The 17,506-nt window shown below is 58.1% G+C and carries 15 protein-coding genes; 8 read left to right on the top strand and 7 right to left on the bottom strand.

Annotated features, from left to right (window positions below):
• Positions 1-7: 7 nt before the first annotated feature.
• Positions 8-1,366 (bottom strand): UDP-glucose dehydrogenase family protein, encoded by a 1,359-nt coding sequence (locus FKM97_RS10715; protein WP_144292414.1) that lies wholly within the window; start codon positions 1,364-1,366, stop codon positions 8-10.
• Positions 1,367-1,548: 182 nt separating this feature from the next.
• Between FKM97_RS10715 and FKM97_RS10710 the strand changes: the two genes are divergently transcribed.
• From FKM97_RS10710 to FKM97_RS10695, 4 genes are all read left to right on the top strand, one after another.
• Positions 1,549-2,586: an NAD-dependent epimerase/dehydratase family protein gene (locus FKM97_RS10710; protein ID WP_144292413.1), complete on the top strand. Its 1,038-nt coding sequence runs from the start codon at positions 1,549-1,551 to the stop codon at positions 2,584-2,586.
• Between the two features lie 48 nt (positions 2,587-2,634).
• Positions 2,635-3,045 (top strand): ectoine synthase, encoded by a 411-nt coding sequence (locus FKM97_RS10705; RefSeq protein ID WP_342783548.1) that lies wholly within the window; start codon positions 2,635-2,637, stop codon positions 3,043-3,045.
• Positions 3,046-3,557: 512 nt separating this feature from the next.
• The gene (locus FKM97_RS10700) at positions 3,558-4,226 is read left to right on the top strand and encodes a MarR family winged helix-turn-helix transcriptional regulator (RefSeq protein ID WP_144292411.1); all 669 of its coding nucleotides are present in this window, start codon (positions 3,558-3,560) and stop codon (positions 4,224-4,226) included.
• Between the two features lie 208 nt (positions 4,227-4,434).
• Positions 4,435-5,223, top strand: coding sequence for a SapC family protein (locus FKM97_RS10695; protein ID WP_170240859.1), 789 nt, complete (start codon positions 4,435-4,437; stop codon positions 5,221-5,223).
• Between the two features lie 30 nt (positions 5,224-5,253).
• On the opposite strand, the gene FKM97_RS10690 is transcribed toward FKM97_RS10695, so the two are convergent.
• The 5 genes from FKM97_RS10690 to FKM97_RS10670 form a co-directional block, all read right to left on the bottom strand.
• A complete protein-coding gene (locus tag FKM97_RS10690) occupies positions 5,254-6,810 on the bottom strand; it encodes a glycerol-3-phosphate dehydrogenase (RefSeq protein ID WP_246105029.1) in 1,557 nt (518 codons plus the stop codon).
• Between the two features lie 103 nt (positions 6,811-6,913).
• Entirely contained in the window at positions 6,914-8,389 is a 1,476-nt protein-coding gene (zwf, locus tag FKM97_RS10685; RefSeq protein ID WP_144292609.1) for a glucose-6-phosphate dehydrogenase, read from the bottom strand.
• Complete coding sequence (locus FKM97_RS10680; RefSeq protein ID WP_144292408.1) at positions 8,389-9,816, bottom strand: amidase; 1,428 nt, start codon at positions 9,814-9,816, stop codon at positions 8,389-8,391. Before FKM97_RS10680 ends, zwf begins: the two co-directional genes overlap by 1 nt.
• Before the next feature lie 176 nt (positions 9,817-9,992).
• Positions 9,993-11,351: an aspartate aminotransferase family protein gene (locus tag FKM97_RS10675; RefSeq protein ID WP_170240858.1), complete on the bottom strand. Its 1,359-nt coding sequence runs from the start codon at positions 11,349-11,351 to the stop codon at positions 9,993-9,995.
• 42 nt (positions 11,352-11,393) lie between these two features.
• A complete protein-coding gene (locus tag FKM97_RS10670) occupies positions 11,394-12,593 on the bottom strand; it encodes a pyridoxal phosphate-dependent aminotransferase (RefSeq protein ID WP_144292406.1) in 1,200 nt (399 codons plus the stop codon).
• A 105-nt stretch (positions 12,594-12,698) separates the two neighbouring features.
• Here FKM97_RS10670 and FKM97_RS10665 point away from each other — a divergent pair, with 105 nt between their 5' ends.
• From FKM97_RS10665 to FKM97_RS10650, 4 genes are all read left to right on the top strand, one after another.
• Positions 12,699-13,313 (top strand): TetR family transcriptional regulator C-terminal domain-containing protein, encoded by a 615-nt coding sequence (locus FKM97_RS10665; RefSeq protein WP_144292405.1) that lies wholly within the window; start codon positions 12,699-12,701, stop codon positions 13,311-13,313.
• Positions 13,314-13,380: 67 nt separating this feature from the next.
• A complete protein-coding gene (locus FKM97_RS10660; RefSeq protein WP_144292404.1) occupies positions 13,381-13,779 on the top strand; it encodes a PRC-barrel domain-containing protein in 399 nt (132 codons plus the stop codon).
• Positions 13,780-13,958: 179 nt separating this feature from the next.
• Positions 13,959-15,122: a M20 aminoacylase family protein gene (locus tag FKM97_RS10655; protein ID WP_144292403.1), complete on the top strand. Its 1,164-nt coding sequence runs from the start codon at positions 13,959-13,961 to the stop codon at positions 15,120-15,122.
• 145 nt (positions 15,123-15,267) lie between these two features.
• Positions 15,268-16,521: an MFS transporter gene (locus FKM97_RS10650; RefSeq protein ID WP_144292402.1), complete on the top strand. Its 1,254-nt coding sequence runs from the start codon at positions 15,268-15,270 to the stop codon at positions 16,519-16,521.
• Here FKM97_RS10650 and FKM97_RS10645 read toward each other — a convergent pair.
• A complete protein-coding gene (locus tag FKM97_RS10645) occupies positions 16,508-17,371 on the bottom strand; it encodes a lytic transglycosylase domain-containing protein (protein WP_205014889.1) in 864 nt (287 codons plus the stop codon). The genes FKM97_RS10650 and FKM97_RS10645 overlap by 14 nt on opposite strands.
• Positions 17,372-17,506 lie beyond the last annotated feature (135 nt).

The raw sequence follows: 17,506 nt of genomic DNA, 5'->3' as shown, positions 1-17,506 counted from the left end.
TGGAACTCTAGTGCTGAACGAGCTCGGTTTCCGAGAAGGACGACTGCTCAGATCCACTGTCGATCCGCGGCCTGCCGATGCTGATATACACAAGGCCGCTGCCAGCGAGGTCATCTGCGCGATAGATATTGCGCAGATCCACCATCGTTCTTCCTCGCATGCGGGAGGCAAGCTTGCGGAGGTTTAAGCCGCGATATTCGTTCCATTCCGTGAGCACGACCACAACATCGACGCCCTCTGCGGCTTCATAGGCATCATCCGCCCAGCCAATTCCTTTCAGAAGCGGCTCTGCCTGCTGCCTGGCCTCGGGATCATGGGCGACGACCGAGACGCCGGCGCCGACGAGCCTCGGGATGATGTCCAAGCTAGGCGCCTCACGGACGTCGTCGGTATTGGGCTTGAAGGCGACGCCGAGAACGGCGACCTTGGCCTGACTGACGGACTCGAGTTCTTCCAGGATTCGGTCCGCAAGACGTCGTTTCCTGCTCTCATTGATGTCGATGACCGCCTCGATCAGACGCAGCCTTGAGCCGTGCTTGTGGCCCGTAGCGGCAAATGCTCTGGTGTCCTTCGGAAAGCAAGAGCCGCCAAAGCCCGGTCCGGCATGAAGGAATTTTGATCCGATACGGCCGTCCAGCCCAATGGCCCGTGCCACCTCCTGGACATTGCCATCAACAGCTTCGCACAAGTCGGCAACCTCGTTGATGAAGGTGACCTTCAAGGCAAGAAACGCGTTCGAGGCATATTTGATGATCTCGGCATTCTCCAAGGACGTCACGACCATCGGCGAATCGCGGAGATACAGAGGCCTGTAGGCGCGGCGCAATGCGACCTCGGCCCGCTTGTCATGGACGCCGATCACGACGCGGTCGGGCCTCATGAAATCTTCGATCGCAGAGCCTTCCCTCAGAAATTCCGGGTTGGAGGCGACTGAAAACTCCAGGTCGGGCCGCTCCGCTGCGATGATCTCTCTGACCTTTCGGCACGTGCCGACAACCACCGTCGATTTGATGACGACAACGGTGCCTGGTTTGATGGCGTGGGCAACCTCTTTTGCGGCAGCGAAGACATAGGTCAGATCCGCCTCACCATCGCCTCGGCGAGAGGGGGTGCCCACGGCGATAAACACCAGGTCTGCATCGGCAGCAGCAGTGGCGAGATCCGTCGAAAATGTGAGACGACCAGCCGAAACATTCTCAGCCATCAACTGGTCGAGTCCCGGCTCGTAAATGGGCAGTTCGCCGGTCTCTAGCCGAGCGATCTTGGCTTCATCCACGTCGACGCACACCACATCGAACCCGAAATCGGCGAAGCAGACGCCCGACACGAGTCCCACATATCCCGAACCCACCATAACCAGTTTCATAGTCTACCGCCCCGCCTTCAACGACTTGCAGATCTGCGCATGCTGCATCCGCGAAATCAACCTCGCAAACGGGTTTCATCGTCGCATGGAAATGAGGCAGCGCGAAGATCTCCGCCATTGACGAGCGAGGCTTTGAGAATAGTCTGCGGATCCCCTAGGCACGTTCAAGCAGGTTATTCCCTATGCGGTTTTTCATTACCGGGACGGCAGGTTTCATTGGGTTTCACTTGGCAAGGCGCCTGCTCGACGAAGGGCACTTCGTGGTCGGATTTGATGGGATGACCCCTTATTATGACGTTCGCCTCAAGGAAGCGAGGCACGCGATCCTGGCGCGATCGAACGGCTTCCAGGCGCGAATCGGAATGTTGGAAGACATGGCCGCCTTGGAACGTGCTGCGCGGGACGCGGAGCCCGAGATCATCATCCATTTGGCTGCTCAAGCGGGGGTGAGATACAGCCTGGAAAATCCCCGTGCCTATGCAGATTCAAATCTCATAGGCTCCTTCAACGTGCTCGAAGTGGCACGAATGTTGTCGCCGCGTCATCTTCTCTTGGCTTCGACCAGTTCCGCCTATGGTGCCAATGAGGAAATGCCCTTCATGGAGATCCACCGCACGGACCACCCTATCACGCTCTATGCCGCGACGAAGAAGGCGATGGAGGTCATGTCCCATTCTTATGCCCATCTATGGACTCTGCCGACCACGTGCTTTCGCTTTTTCACCGTGTATGGACCGTGGGGCCGCCCCGACATGGCTCTGTTCAAATTCGTTGACGCGATCATGAAGGACCTGCCCATTGATATCTATGGCCAGGGTGAGATGCGGCGTGACTTCACCTATGTCGATGATCTGGTGGAGGCGATCGTCCGTCTGGTCGCCTGCATTCCCGTTGCAGGCGCTCCGGTAAGTGGTGAGGGCGTGGAGGACAGCCTGTCTCCCGCCGCGCCCTGGCGCTTGGTGAACATAGCCGGCGGGCATACAACGGAATTGATGGAGTTCGTCGAGACGATAGAACGATGCCTGGGAAGGACGGCACGCCGCAACATGATGCCCATGCAGAAGGGGGATGTCCCCGCAACCTATGCCGACCACAGACTGTTGGAGCACCTGACTGGTTTCAGGCCGTCGACACCTGTCACCGAGGGCGTCGAGAAATTTGTCGCCTGGTATCGAAATGAGCGCCCCGGGGCGGGATCCAACCCTGAGGTTGAAAACTAAATTTACCGTTTCGGATTGATGCCGATTGCCTCATGATGGGGGAGGCAAATGTTGGAGCGGTCGCGAGCTATGATAATCAAACGGTTAGAGGATGTGATCGGAACGGATCGCCACGTGACGGGCAGCACTGGGACTGAGAGCCGTCGATTGCTTCTGGCGGCGGATGGCTTGGGATATTCGCTCCATCACACCATCGTTCCCGAAGGCACCGAACAGCATCTTCACTACAAGCATCATACGGAGTCGAATTACTGTATTGCGGGTGAAGGCGAAGTCTTAGATGTAGCCACGGGTGTCACGCATCCGATCAAGCCGGGGACTTTGTATACTCTGGATAAGCATGACGAGCATGTATTACGTGCAACAAATGGAAACATGCACCTGATTTGTATTTTCGTGCCGGCTCTGGTGGGCAACGAGAAGCATCAGTCTGACGGAAGCTATCCCCCTCCAGACTAAAGGGAGAGCAGAGGTCGAAGGCAGAAGTCAGAAACACTCAAGTTCTTTGACGTCTTAGCTTCGACTAATCAACGACGCGAACAGTGTTGTGCGATTGGGCTCCGCTTACGGTCTAAAATTCGGCCTGTAAATCTCGCGCAGGACCCGTTAACGGCATTCTCAGCTGGACGAAACCGGCCACGGGGCGGTCTCGTTGAACCTGTGTCTGTCGACAGCGGTCCGTGAAGCGGAACGCCTTTGATCCTGTGTCCAAGTTCTTGGATCATCAAAGCCGCTTTTCAGGTGAGGCGGCAATCCAACGCCATCAAAATTTTTTTCAGTCTGTCTATCCTGCTCTAGCGACAAGTTTGATCGCCGCTCTTCGCAATTTCTGAGGCGAGCTTGTTAAGCCGTGGCGCAGGACTTGCAATTCATTGAAGCAATAACTGTTGCAGTCCCAATTTGGGAAATGCAAAGGGCGGAAAATCTGAGCGGTTGCTGTTTGCGGCTTCTCCTACGAGGGAACGGTCAACATGAAACTGGAAACATTGGATCCGGTTCTATCTCCTGAAGTAGGCGGCGCGTTCTTAAGTTCGAGCTTGATCTCCGGCGCCACATTCCAGAAGATAAATACTCTCCAGGAAGAACTATCCGAGAAAAATTCTAAATTTATTCTCGTGGTCATTGATAGTTTGTCTGCAGGTCCTGAAAGCACTGGGAATAAAAAGGACCGGTACGAAAACGATTTCGAAATAGTAGTAATTTCGGGAAAAAATCAACTTGATGCTACTCTTCGACTGCTTGCGGAGGAGAAAAGCAACAACGATTCCAAATTTGAAGTGGTCTCACGCGAGGAGCTGCCCGCCAAGATCAAAACGCTTAGGGCCGCTCGGCTGGCTGATGAAAGGCTCCGCACCGTCAGATTGATCGACCGTGTCTGCCAGCAGGTGGCCAGGGATCGCGACTGGCTGATCTTGGCGAGTATTTATGGTCGTGATCCACAGGGTCTTTCACTGACGCGATTGTCGTCCGAAAGCGGGATCTCGCTGTCCACGTTGTGGCGCGGTCTTGAGAGACTTCGGGCCCGAAGGCTCGTTGTCATGAAGTCCACCCAAGACGATCGTCGCGTACGGGAAGTGGCGTTAACTGCATCCGGGCAAAAGGCTGTTGAGCGGGTCTTCTTCGCCGACCAACCCGCCTGACGATGACACTCACTCGGAGGCGGGCATTTCCCGTCGATGGGACCGCTGCTTGTTCAATCGATCGGTATGCCCATCGGAGGCACTGCGCACTGATCCTTGTCTCGGACATAAAGCGACAGAAATCACACAGAACGATCCAATTGCCAATGACGCCTCCCCATCATGACCTTTTTCCCTTATTCGATAGGTGATGCAGGGCGAAGGAGGAATGATGGCACAATCCAACGGCAAAATGGCGGCCAATGCGCCGGTCCCGGCCAGTCTGGACTTTTACAAGAAGGTCGCCATTCTCAGGCTCCCGCAGCACAGGGATCTTCAGCTCAGTGTTCGCAACAACTACCGCTTTGCCGCACGAACTGTGGCCGTTCCGATAACGGTATCGGAGATCTCCCACGCCGCCTCGACCTATCCGGTCGTCTTTGCCGACAGTGACAAGCCAGCACCTCTGGCAGTGCTCGGGGTCCGTGCGAATGAAAATCTCTTCGTCGAACCCGACGGTTCATGGCGTAAGGGCGCCTATGTTCCTGCTTTCATACGGCGCTACCCGTTTGGGCTCGTGCAGACCCCGGGAACCAGCACCCTGTCCTTGGCCATCGACGAGTCTTCGGACAGGTTGATGAAGGAGCCCAGTGGGGAAGGGGCGAGCGTTCCCCTGTTCACCGAGGAGGGGAAGCCGGCGCCCATGGCGCTTTCGGCACTCGAGCTGTGCAAGGCAATGAACCAAGACATCCGACGCACGGATCAGTTTATCTCTGACCTCTCCACACTGAATTTGCTTGTTGCCAAGCGCGCAGACGTGAAGCTTCCTGACAACAGCAAGTTGAAGCTGGATGGGTTTCGGATCATTGCCGAAAATCAGCTGAGGGATATGGCCGCTGAGAAGGTCGTGGAGTGGCATCGTAACGGCTGGCTCGGGGCTGCCAGTCTGCATTTGGCATCGCAACCCAACTGGAACCGCTTGGTTGAGATATACTTGAACCGGATTTCAAGCAGCTGAAGTGTGGGCTTTCGGCGAGCTGAAGGGATTTTACCAGTGCACCTTTCGCATCTGGCCAGAGGATCCTGACAGGAGCGGCGCAGGTGCGTGGAAATGCTCGCTCATCCAGGCATTGAGTGCTGAAATCTGAGCGCCTGTCATGTGGTACCCAAGTTTGGAGCGGCGCCAGACGATGTCTTCGGCGGTGCGCGCCCATTCTCTGGTCACGAGATACTGGACCTCCCGCTCTGAGAGATCAGCGCCAAACACCATACCCCAATCATCCTCCCTTTCCGTGCCCCGCGCGATGTCCAGCGCGAAGGTGCCGTAGGAGTGGACCAGCCTGGTCGCAAGTTGAAGACTGCAGGCGGGGGATAGGCGCAAAACATCGGCGACAAGAGCGTCGTGTCCGTCTACGGGAAACCGGCCTCCAGGCAAGGGGGCCAAGCGGGTCCACGCTTCGCCCATGCGAGGAAAATCGCGTTTTAGTTTTCTGAGAGCATCCTCTGCCAGTCGCCTGAACGTGATGATCGTTCCGCCATGAACAGTCAGAAGGGTTGCCGCATCCTGACGGGTGTCGAGGTCGAGAACATACTCCTGTTTGGCCGGTCGTCCGTCGGCCGGAGGATCATCATGAAGCGAATGAACGCTTGAGAAGGCTGACACGACACGCGATCGATCGATGGGGGTCTTGAGACACTCAGACGCTCGCGCGCAGAGGTAATCCACCTCAGACGGCTCGACTCGGACTTTCGAGGGGTCTCGTGTGACGTCGACCTTTGTGGCTCCTATGAGGGTGAAGTTCCGTTCATAAGGAAAGGCAAAAACGCCATGCTCGGCTCCCTGGTGGAACATGTAGGCATGATCGCCCGTCCATTGCCGGGGAACAATGATATGGCTGACTTTGACGAGACGGCGAGGTTTCTGATCAAGCTGCCCAAGGCAATGCTCAGAGACGTCTGACACCCAAGGGCCGGCGGCATTGACGAGAACCCTTGCCGCCAGCTCCTGCTCCCTCTGGCTGAGCTCATCGCGAAATTTGATAACCCAATGGTCGCGTTTTCGGTGAGTGGTAAGGACTTCGGTGCGCGTTCGAATGACCGCCCCTCTGGAAGCAGCGTCCAGGGCGGTGAGAATAACGAGCCGGGAATCGTCGACCTGATAGTCCCAATACTCGTATCCGCGAACGCATGTTGCATTCAGCGGCTGCCCTCCGGGCGCTCTTCGGAGATCTAGGCGTTTGGCAGAGGGCAGCGGAGATCGACCACCAAGATAATTGTGCAGGAGGAATCCCGATCGGACCCGCCAGGCGGCCCGAAACTCACTGGGGTAAGGGAGAATGAAGCGAAGGGGACGGATGATGTGGGGCGCTGCTCTTTGCAGCACCGCGCTCTCCGCCAGCGACGCTCGTGCCGAACGGAGATCGAGTGGTCTGAGATGATTTGACCCGCCCTGCAGCAGCTTCGTTGAGGCGGATGAGCTTCCTGACCCTAAGTCGCTCCTTTCAAAAAGGACGACCGATAACCCTCTGCCGATCGCATCTCGCGCTATCCCACACCCGTTGATGCCGCCGCCGATAATGGCAATGTCGGCAATGGCCTTCCGCACACGGTCCCTCCGCACACACTCGGCGCCCCACCTGTGAATAGATCGGGCGTCAAGGAGCAGCAAATGATTTCAGCGGCGGGATCATATCAGGCCGAGGTGAAGCTCAGCCATTGTCATCGTGCCAGCTTCGGTGGTCGCGCTCCATGAGCGCAATGGCGGCACTCGGTCCCCATGTTCCGCCGATATACCCTTGCAGGCTGTCGCTCGAGCGTTCCCAATGATCCCGAATGGGATCGACCCAGCGCCAGGCTGCGGCGACTTCATCTCTGCGCATGAACAGGCTTTGATTGCCGCGCACGACATCGAGCAAGAGCCGCTCATAGGCGTCGGGCTGACGCGTGCCGAATGTCTCTGCAAAGGACAGGTTGAGCGGGACCTGGCGCAGGCGCATTCCGCCGGGCCCGGGGTCTTTGATCATGAGGAACATTTTGACGGCTTCGTCCGGCTGCAGGCGCAAGACGAGGCGGTTGGACGCAATACGGCCGGCGGTGCTCTCGAACATCGAATGAGGGATGGAGCGGAATTGGATCACGATCTCGGACACGCGCTTTGCCATTCGCTTGCCCGTACGGAGGTAGAAGGGCACACCGGCCCAGCGCCAATTGGCGACCTCCGCCTTCAAGGCCACGAATGTCTCAGTCACCGAGGGGTGCCCCACCTCCTCGATATAGCCCGGGATGCTGAGAGTTCCGGCTTCGACGGCGCGATATTGTCCGCGCACGGTCCTCTCTCCTACGAGATCTTCCTGGATCGGCTTGAGCGCATGCAGCACCTTGAGTTTCTCGTCGCGTAAAGCATCCGCCGAAGAGGAGGAGGGGGGCTCTATGGCGACCAGGCACAGCAGCTGCAGCATGTGGTTTTGGATCATGTCGCGGAGTGCGCCGGATCCGTCATAATAAGGAGCTCTCTCCTCCACACCAATGGACTCGGCGACGGTGATCTGGACGTGGTCGACATGGGCGGAGTTCCACAGGGGCTCGAACAGTGCGTTGGCGAAGCGCAGTGCCATCAGATTTTGCACAGTCTCCTTGCCCAGGTAATGATCGATCCTGTAGATCTGGCCTTCGTTGAAAACAGTCCCGACGACGCCGTTAATGGCTTCTGCCGAAGCCAGATCATAGCCCAGCGGCTTCTCCAGGACCACGCGCGACTCAGGGGTCGCGAGGCCGGCCCGGCCCAGCCCCGTACAGATCGATCCATAAAGGTCTGGAGCAACCGCCAGGTAGAATACTCGCACCCGTTCTGACTTATGCGCGAGCTTTTTGCCGAGCTTCGTCCAATGATCAGTCTTGGTGACGTCATGGCTCAAATAGTCCAGACACGACAAGAAGCGGTTCACCGTTTCAGTGGGCCGCTCCTCGGCGCGCACGTGCTTCTTGATGGCGCGCTCCGCGATCTCTCGATACGCTTCGGAACTCATCTCGCGACGGCTGATGCCAACAATGCGAGAGGCCTCGTCGAATTGGCCATCGGCGAAGCGGTGGTAGAGGGCAGGCAGAAGCTTGCGCTGCGCGAGATCGCCGCTTCCGCCGAACACAACGAGATCGAAGGGAGAGACAGGGATGATCCTTATAGCCATCATGCGGAGGATTGTTCCCAGATCGGAGGTCTCGGAAAACCGGCGTGACCCCAAGAAGACTCAATTAAGCGACCCAATTTGAGCACACCGAGGTCATCGAACCGTCGGCCGACGATCTGCAGACCTGTAGGCAGTCCGTCAGAAGTGAATCCGCTCGGGACCGACAGAACAGGGCATTGACTGACTAAGTTGAAAGGCGATGTCATGGTTCCGCCGCGATACCTTCCGCGAGCATCGAAGCCACTTTCCGTGGAATCGTTATGACTGGCCAGCGACACGGGCCGGGAGAGGGTCGGGCAGAGCAAAGCATCATGATCTTGTAGAATTTTGGCCAGACGACGCCACATCTCCGTTCGGATCATCTCCGTCCGCTTGAGATCGACCGCATTGATCCTGAAGCCGTTCTCGATGAGCGTTGCGACTTCCGGGTCAAGATCATCACGATGGTCCCTCAGAAGATGACCGTAATGGGTGGCGAGATAGACCTCCCACAACATGTCCCAGGCCTGGACCGCATCGTGGGACCAGCCCAGTTCGACCTCTCTGACCGTCGCTCCCATGGCCTGTAGCCGCTCTGCCATCTGCCGGCTATTGCGCTCCACCTCAGGATCCACCGCATAGAACCCAAGATCGATGGAGATCGCCACCCGCAGCAGAGAAGGATCGCAGTCCAGTCCCCCATCGAAATCCAACGGTTGCGGATTGGACAGAATATCGCTGTCGCTGGGGCCTTGGGTGACCGACAGGAAAAGAGCGGCATCGTCGCAAGACCGGGCGAGGGGCCCGAAATGCGCAAGGCTTTCGAAGCTGCTGGGAAGAATGCTGAAGGGGATCCGACCAAGGCTGGGTTTGAGCCCGATGACGCCGCAGCAAGACGCAGGGATGCGCACAGAACCACCCATATCCGAACCCTCTGCCATCGCCACACATCCCGTGGCAACCGCGACCGCCGATCCACCGGAACTGCCTCCCGAGGTGCGCAGGGGGTTCCAGGGATTTCGCGTCGTGCCCCATAAGGGGCTGTAGGTGAATCCGGAATAGGCGAATTCTGGGGTTGTCGTCTTTCCGATAAGAATGGCGCCGGCCCGGAGCAGCGATGCGGCGATCTCGGCATCCTCCGAAGCCACGAAATCGCGGAACACCTTTGATCCCGATGTGGTTCTGTGTCCGGCCGTCGCTGTGAGGTCTTTGATGGCGATGGGAACCCCGTGCAAAGGGCCCAGGGCATCTCCTCGCATCACGGCAGCTTCTGCAGCCTTCGCCTTGCCTCGCGCCTCTTCATGAAGCACGAGGCAGAAGGCGTTGAGTTCAGGATTGATCCGATCGACCTGAGCCAGCGAGGCATCCACGACGTCGACGGGTGAAACCTTGCCCAAAGCCATGAGCTGCGCCAGTCTGGTGGCGGTTGCGCCGAGTAAATCATTCACGCAAGTGGTCCTGACATTGGGCGGTTACTGCTGCAGCTGCAAAACTGGGAGTTCAAGACAGTCCCCATGGATCGCGGCGCCGCTCGATCCTTCCTTCGATCCTTTCTGCGGCTGCCGCCAACGACTTTTGCGGAGGACGCTGGACACACTTCGCGCTTGATGATTCCAGTCTCAGATCACGCAGCGACACCGCGTCGAGCCCGTCCCACAGCCGCTTCGATCGATGCGGTCAAGGTGGTGATGATCTCCTCGAGCTCTCCCTCCGTGGCGTTATAGGCAGGCGAGACGATCACGGTATCGCCGGCAAAGCCATCGACGTTGCCGGTGCAGGGATACACGATCAGCCCCTTGTCAAACGCCGTATTGCCGATATCCGCGTGAATTTTAAGCTCCGCCGGGAAGGGGGTCTTCGTGGCTGGATCCGCCACGAGTTCGATGCCGATGAAGTAGCCTCGGCCTCGGACGTCGCCCACCTCGGGAATATGGCTCAATGCAGACCGGAGCTGGTCCTGGAAGGTGGCGCCACGGCTGCGCACATGATCGATCAAACCGTCCCGCTTGATCAGCCGTTGGACGGCTACGCCCGCAGCGCAGGCGGCTGTGTGGCCAGTGAAAGTATGGCCCGTCTGCGGCCCGCCATGGGCGGAGACGAGTACATCACGGATGGTCTGCGTATAGAGCGAGGCGCCCAGGGGGATGTAGCCCGCCGCTAGTCCCTTGGCCACGGACATGATGTCGGGCATGACTCCGTCATGCTCCAAGGCACGCCACGTGCCGACCCGTCCCGCACCGCACATGACTTCATCCGAGATCATGAGGACGTCATGTTTGCGGCACACCTCCTGAACCGCCTTGGCATAGCCTTTTGGCGCGGGGACGACGCCGCCGGCGGCGCCGACCACTGGCTCGAAGATGAAGGCGGCCACATTCTCCGCTCCAAGCTTCAGGATCTCATCTTCGAGCTCCTGTGCCAGATAGGCGGCGAGCGCCTCAGAGCTGACGCCTTCTGGTCGGCGGTAATCATTTGCCGGAGAGACGAAGTTCACATCCAGCAGGCTTCCTTCGAAGGCGGCGCGTCGCGCCCGAAAACCGGAGACGGAGAGCGCTCCCAGCGTGTTGCCATGCCAGGATCGGCGGCGCGCAATGAAGCGCCGCTTCGACATCTGGTCCTTGGCCGCCCAGTATTGCAGCGCGATCTTCAGGCAGGATTCAACGGCTTCCGACCCGCTGGACACGAAGACCATGTTGGCAAAGCCCGTGAGGTCCCTGACGATCTCCACGAGTTCATCCGAGGCATCGCTTGTAAACAGGTAGCGATAAGCATGCGCAACCTTGTCCAATTGCGATTTAATCGCTTCGTTCACTTCCTCATTGGAATGACCGATGCAATAGACGGCCGGTCCCCCAGATCCATCGAGATACCGTTTTCCATTCACGTCATAGAGATAGCTGCCGCGCGCATAGGCGATCCTGGGCAGATCTTCGATGCCGTAACTGCTGGCGGAGCGCGTAACGAGTTCTTCTCTCTTGGACATGGTCTTGCTCATCTCCTTGCAACGCTCATGTCATAGAGCATGTCAGGCACCTGCGACCAGTCCCGGTCGTCGTTTAAGGCTCTCCAGATAGGACTGAATCCGTTTGCAGCCTTCTTCGAGCTCTTTTTCGCCTACCGTGTAGGAAATTCTGAGATAGCCCTCGGCGCTCTTTCCGAAGGCTGTGGCATCCAGGACAGCGACGCCTGTCTCATTATAGAGGCCCCAGGCAAAGTCTCGGCTCGTCATGCCTGTGCCGCGCACGTCGACCATAAGGAACATTCCCGCTTGCGGTTTCAGACATTGCAACGGGGGCAGGGCGCTCAATCGCTCAAACAGGAAATCTCTGCGCCGCAGATAGATCTCGCGCATCCCGGCGACCTCTTGCAGCCCTTCGTTCAATGCTGTGGTCGCCGCACTTTGGATGAACCCGGGCAGTCCGTACAACATGCACAGAGCGAGCTTTTCCAAATGCTCGATCATCGGCTCCGGCGCAACGATCCAGCCGACGCGCCAGCCGGTCATGGCGTGCGACTTGGACAGGCTGCCGACGGTCACCGTGCGTTGAGCCATGTCGGGAAGGGAGCCGATGCCGATATGAGGGGCTTCGAATGTGAGGCTGGCATAGACCTCATCCGAGACGACCCACAGATCGTGCCGGCGGGCGATGTCCGCGATGGCCTCGAGCTCCTCTCGCGTCAGGACGACCCCTGTGGGATTGTTGGGATTGGCGAAAAAGATCACACGGGTGCGCTCGGAAACGGCGGCCTCGATGGCTGCGATATCCGGCCGAAAGCCACCGGATGCCGGTTGTGAAATCGGAACGAGAGTGGCTCCGGAGGCTCGGATGCTCGCCTCGTAAGTCACATACATGGGTTCCAGCGCGATGACCTCGTCACCAGGCTGAGTGAGGCACATGCTTGCGGAGAACAGGCCGTTTTGCGCGCCGGCCAATATGATGACGTTCTCAGCCTCCACGGGCTGCCCATTCGTCCGTCGATGATGGTGTGCAACCGCTTCCCGCAAGGAGTGACGGCCAAGGATCTCGGCATAATGGGTGTCGCCATCGTCCAGCGCTGTCTTGGCGGCAGTGTTGATGAGATCGGGCGTGGAGAAGTCCGGGTCGCCGATGCTGAGCATCACCACGTCCTCGCCCCGCCGGCGAGCGGCACTGGCTGCGCTATGAATGGCCCAGGCTTCTGACCCTTCACCCGAGATACGCTCAACAAATGAAGAAAACCGCATGCCGATGCAGCTCCGTTGTGTAACGGTGAACGGGAGAGATGAGTCATACCGAAAACTGAACACACGCTCAAGATGGCGAGGCTGGGCAAATTTGAGATCGCTGTGATGACAAGAGGTAAATTCGAGCGAAAACTTCCTGAGGATCGGCGGCGTTCACTGATCGCCGCGACGCTGAAATGCTTGGCTGAAGAGGGGCATGCCGGCCTTTCGGTTCGGAAAATCAGCTCCAGGGCCGGAATCTCCGTGGGATTGATCAACCACCATTATCCCAGCAAGGAAGCTTTGATCGCTCAGGCCTATGAGACGCTCGCAAGCGCGCTCCTTGAAGCGGTGCGTGAGGTGGTCGCCGAAGCTGGCCAAGACCCTCGAGGCCGCGTCACGGCTTTCTTCAGAGCGTCTTTTGCGAAGCCCGCTCTTGATCATGGGGTCTTGAGATGCTGGATCGTGTTTTGGGGCATGATCGACGAGTCCCCGCTATTGGCGCAGATTCACGATCGGACCTATGGCGACTACCGCGCGTTCATCGAACAGCTGCTGCAGGCTTTGGCAGTGGACTGGGCGGCGAGTGCATTTGATGTGAGATTGGCAGCCATCGGCCTTTCCGCATTGCTTGATGGACTGTGGCTCGAATGGTGTCTGAATCCCCGCACCTTCAGCACCGAGGAAGCCGTAATCCTGTGCGAGAATTGGGTCGACTCCCTGAGCCAACGACGAAGCTGAGGCGAAAAACCCAAGGAACAGGATTGACCGAGCGACGTTCTCCATACTCACAACGGGAGAATACTCGATGAAAATCACTGGTCTTACGGCAATCACCTTGGCAACATTTCTCGCTTCGACCCCCTTGGCCTGGGCTCAGACGGCGACAACGAGCACAGCCCCAGCAGGACAGGCCTTGGTCGAGATCGACAAGGACGATGTCATGGTGCAGCCTTACAACATGACGGTTGACGACGTCGAGGACATGGACATCGTGGACGCGAACGGGAAGGAAATCGCCGAAGTCGATGAGGTTCTCGGGACGGCCGATGGAACTCCGACAGCGGTCTCCGTGGACGTCGGCGGCTTCCTCGGAATCGGCTCCAAGGAAGTCATCATCGGCTTGGATCAGCTCACCCTTGCGGGCGATAAGTTGACGTTGGACATGACGAAGGAGCAGGTCGAAGCGCTCCCCGTACGCGACTGAGACGTAATCTGAGAGCTCAGAGGCCCCGTGAGAGCGGGGCCTTTTTTGTTGTCTCCGCCGACCAGTTTCACCTCTGCAGTTTCGTCACTGAAGTGGGTTCGCTCTTCACCGGGGCTTGCACAATCACGTCCTGGAAGATTAGCTCCGTATAATCCTCTTCACAAAGATAGGCACGTTCAATGCTTCGTCCCGAAATTGCAGCCTGTGAACGCGAGCTCGTTGCAATGCGCCGCCATTTGCATGAGCGCCCGGAACTGGCCTTCCAGGAATTTGAGACGGCGGAGTTCGTTGCCAATCGACTTCAAGAGTGGGGGTTCGAGGTTGCGCGCGGAATAGCGGAGACTGGGGTAGTCGGAACTCTTCGATGTGGAGAGGGCCCGCGCAAGATCGCACTTCGGGCGGATATGGATGCACTCCCCATGGTCGAGGAGACCGGCCTGTCCTATGCCAGTCACACGAAGGGAAGAATGCATGCCTGCGGCCATGATGGACACGTCACCATGCTCCTAGGCGCGGCGCGCGAACTTGCCCGCTCTCGCGACTTTTCCGGCACCGTGCACGTGATCTTTCAGCCGGCCGAAGAGGATATCTCTGGGGCCAAGCGTATGGTGGCGGAGGGCATTTTCGAGCGTTTTCCCTGTGATGCAGTTTTTGCCCTGCACAACATGCCGGGTGCGCCCTTGGGCAAATTCCTTGTCAGATCCGGACCGATCATGGCGGCCTCGGATGTGGCGACAATTACGTTGCGGGGCGCCGGGGGGCACGCTGCCATGCCTCACCTCACGAGAGATCCGGTGGTGGCGGGGGCGAGTTTGGTGATGGCGCTCCAATCCATCGTTTCGCGCAATCGGGATCCGCATGATCCGGCTGTGGTGACTGTAGGCACGTTTCAGGCTGGAACCGTGAGCAACGTCATTCCCGACACGGCGACGCTGACCGTAGATGTCCGCAGCTTCTCTGCCCCTCTGCGAGCCATGCTGGAGCAGCGCATTAGAGCAATAGCCGCTCACCAAGCCGACAGCTTCAATGTAACGGCAGAGATTAAATATGAGAACTTCTATCCCGTGACTGTAAACAGCGAGCGGGAGACCCGCTTCTTAAATGATGCAGCATTACGGTTTGCAGGACCGGAGAACGTGGAAGTATTGGCTCGCCCTTACCCGTATAGCGAGGATTTCTCCTATATGCTCCAGGTCAAGCCGGGCTCCTATTTCATTCTAGGGATGGGGGATGGACCGGGTCTGCACACAACCCAATACGACTTCAACGATGCGGCTTTGCCGATCGGTGCATCATTCTGGGTAAGCCTTGTGGAAGATTTCCTTCGCTTAGAGCACGCATAGCTGCGTTGAGCTAAACGCAAGCGGAAGCCATTGACCGCGCCCCCATTTCGGCGCTTTCTCGTCCTACTGACGACGCTCACAAGGCCATGAAAGGCCATTTTTTTGGCCGCCGAAGCTTGGCAAGGGCAACTGAGAGGACAGAGGCTTGAGCGTCGCGAGTTCCACCGGCGGCAGAGTTCAGCGTCATAACAGCGACGCCCGGGTCATTGGAACGGTTGCTTCGGCACACTTTGCGAGCCATCTCCTGCAACTGGCTTTGGCTCCCTTATTTCCGATGATGCGTGACGCCCTCAATGTGAGTTACGTCGAGCTTGGCCTGGTGTTGACCTGCTTCTACGCAGCCTCTGGTCTGGGCCAGATCGGTGCTGGTATTCTGGTCGATCGCTTCGGGGCTCATCGTCTGCTGATTGCCGGGATTACTCTGCAATCGGTTTCGGTCTTGTTGATGGGACTTGTGCCCAATTACTACATGCTGCTGCCCCTTGCGGTCTTCGCGGGTCTTGGTAACTGCGTTTACCATCCTGCAGACCTGTCGATCCTGAGCCATCGTGTTCGCCCGGAGCGACTGGGTCGAGCCTTCGCAGCGCACGTGATCGCTGGCAGCTTCGGATTTGGCATCTCGCCGCTCTTCGTCGGATTTGTGGGATATCAATGGGGATGGCGAGCCGGCTTGGTGGTTGTGGGCCTGGTCGGCGTGCTGATCAGTGCATGGGTTCTCCTTAATCGCCAAGCGATTGCGACCAAAGGTCGAACGGCGGGAAAGCCTGATGACGTCGGCAGCCATTCACGCGAACATGCCAACTTCCTCCAAATTATCATGATGCCAGTGGTGCTCTTGGCCTTCCTTTTCTTTTGCCTCAGTGCCTTCGCCGGTGCGGGAATTCAGAACTTCGCCATCAGCGCGCTCAACGAAGGCTATGCCATCACGCTTGCCATAGCGACCATTGCTGTCGCGGCTTATCAGGCGGGGACTGCTGCAGGTGTTTTGCTTGGTGGATATCTCGCCGATCGTACCAACCATCATCACCGCGTCGCGATGGTGGGCTTGATCTTCTCCGCCCTCTTCATTGGATTGGTGTTCGAAGAGGGGGTGGGGGAGGTGATGATTTTGGTGCTCATCACCGCATCGGGTTTTGCATCCGGTGTGACAATGCCGTCGCGTGACGTTTTGGTGCGGAGAGCTGCACCCGCCGGCGGGTACGGGAAAGTCTTTGGTATTGTCTATTCGGGCTTCGATATAGGCTCCCTGTTTGCGCCAATTCTTTTCGCGAGCCTCATAGACCATCATCTATCGCATTATGTTTTTCTGTTTTGCGGGATTGCCCTGTTCCTGGCGGTGCCGACGGTCATGGGGTTTCGAACCCCCAAATCCAGCTCTAGCCTGGCTAGTTCCGGGTGACGATACAGCTTCCCCCGATCGCCAGGAGCCTCCGACACAGGCGCTCTGCAGCGTCCCGGCTGTCTGCCGGAAGGCGAACGTGGAACATTGCACGCTTGCCTCGGCTGCGATTGAGCTCGCGCACGACCATGGGCTCTTGATCACTGAGGATGGCGGGAAAACGACGCTGCAGAGAAGTGAACTTCGTCAGGGCCACATTCTGGGAAAAATTGGCGGCGACCTGAACCCCCCAGGGAGCTTTCAGGGGAGAGAGCGCGACGACAGCACCGGGCGGTGGTGCAGGGGTTCTGCCGATGGTCGAGGCAATGTCCAGGCAACTCAGGGCGACCTTGGAATTTCTTTTCTGGAGCGCCATCGCCTTCACATCAAGGGAACCGTACTTGTCCGGAACGGCAAGTTCATTACGGTCTGCAATGGACCAGTCCTCCGCACTGAGCCCCGTAATGTTGATGACATAGTTTCGAGTTTCTGCCGGAAGATTGCCTGCGCCTTCTAGCCAATCGCCGACGCGACGAGGTCCGGCATTATACGCCGCTGCAGCCAGACCAAGATTCCCGAAGCGAGCTCTCAGGTCTCTCAAGAGGTGAGCTGAGGCAGGGATGGCCTGATGGACGTCATAGGGGTCAAGAAGACCGCGTTCTGCGGCCGTCCCGGGCATGAACTGCGCAATTCCCTGAGCACCCACTCGGCTGGTGACTTTGGGGCGAAAGCCACTCTCGTTCCAAATCAGCCGAGTAAAGAAATCCACGGGGAGGTCATGAACGTCAGCAGCACTTTCGATGAGCTCGCAAATGGTCTTCTGGGCAACCTTGCCGTCGTCTTTAGCTGCGCCTGGCATGTCGGTGCTCATGCCCTGCTCAGTCGCTAAAGCAGCTCCCCGCATGGGTTCGGCCACTGCGGAGATTGGCGCAGTGCTAGCAACGAAACAAAGACTCACGAAGGCGACAACGGTGCCTTTCAATGGGAGCATTCTTTCACCAGTGAC

The organism is Rhodoligotrophos appendicifer (genome assembly GCF_007474605.1).
Lineage (GTDB): Bacteria > Pseudomonadota > Alphaproteobacteria > Rhizobiales > Im1 > Rhodoligotrophos > Rhodoligotrophos appendicifer.
Note: the sequence above shows the minus strand (reverse complement) of the source record. Positions and strands in the feature narration are given on the sequence as shown.

What these genes read in the sequence shown, in the direction of transcription:
- FKM97_RS10715 (WP_144292414.1), bottom strand. Translation starts at nt 1,366, where the DNA reads ATGAAACTGGTTATGGTGGGTTCGGGATATGTGGGACTCGTGTCGGGC.
- FKM97_RS10695 (WP_170240859.1), top strand. Translation starts at nt 4,435, where the DNA reads ATGATGGCACAATCCAACGGCAAAATGGCGGCCAATGCGCCGGTCCCG.
- FKM97_RS10655 (WP_144292403.1), top strand. Translation starts at nt 13,959, where the DNA reads ATGCTTCGTCCCGAAATTGCAGCCTGTGAACGCGAGCTCGTTGCAATG.
- FKM97_RS10710 (WP_144292413.1), top strand. Translation starts at nt 1,549, where the DNA reads ATGCGGTTTTTCATTACCGGGACGGCAGGTTTCATTGGGTTTCACTTG.
- FKM97_RS10660 (WP_144292404.1), top strand. Translation starts at nt 13,381, where the DNA reads ATGAAAATCACTGGTCTTACGGCAATCACCTTGGCAACATTTCTCGCT.
- FKM97_RS10705 (WP_342783548.1), top strand. Translation starts at nt 2,635, where the DNA reads ATGTTGGAGCGGTCGCGAGCTATGATAATCAAACGGTTAGAGGATGTG.
- zwf (WP_144292609.1), bottom strand. Translation starts at nt 8,389, where the DNA reads ATGGCTATAAGGATCATCCCTGTCTCTCCCTTCGATCTCGTTGTGTTC.
- FKM97_RS10675 (WP_170240858.1), bottom strand. Translation starts at nt 11,351, where the DNA reads ATGTCCAAGAGAGAAGAACTCGTTACGCGCTCCGCCAGCAGTTACGGC.
- FKM97_RS10665 (WP_144292405.1), top strand. Translation starts at nt 12,699, where the DNA reads ATGACAAGAGGTAAATTCGAGCGAAAACTTCCTGAGGATCGGCGGCGT.
- FKM97_RS10670 (WP_144292406.1), bottom strand. Translation starts at nt 12,593, where the DNA reads ATGCGGTTTTCTTCATTTGTTGAGCGTATCTCGGGTGAAGGGTCAGAA.
- FKM97_RS10700 (WP_144292411.1), top strand. Translation starts at nt 3,558, where the DNA reads ATGAAACTGGAAACATTGGATCCGGTTCTATCTCCTGAAGTAGGCGGC.
- FKM97_RS10645 (WP_205014889.1), bottom strand. Translation starts at nt 17,371, where the DNA reads ATGAGCACCGACATGCCAGGCGCAGCTAAAGACGACGGCAAGGTTGCC.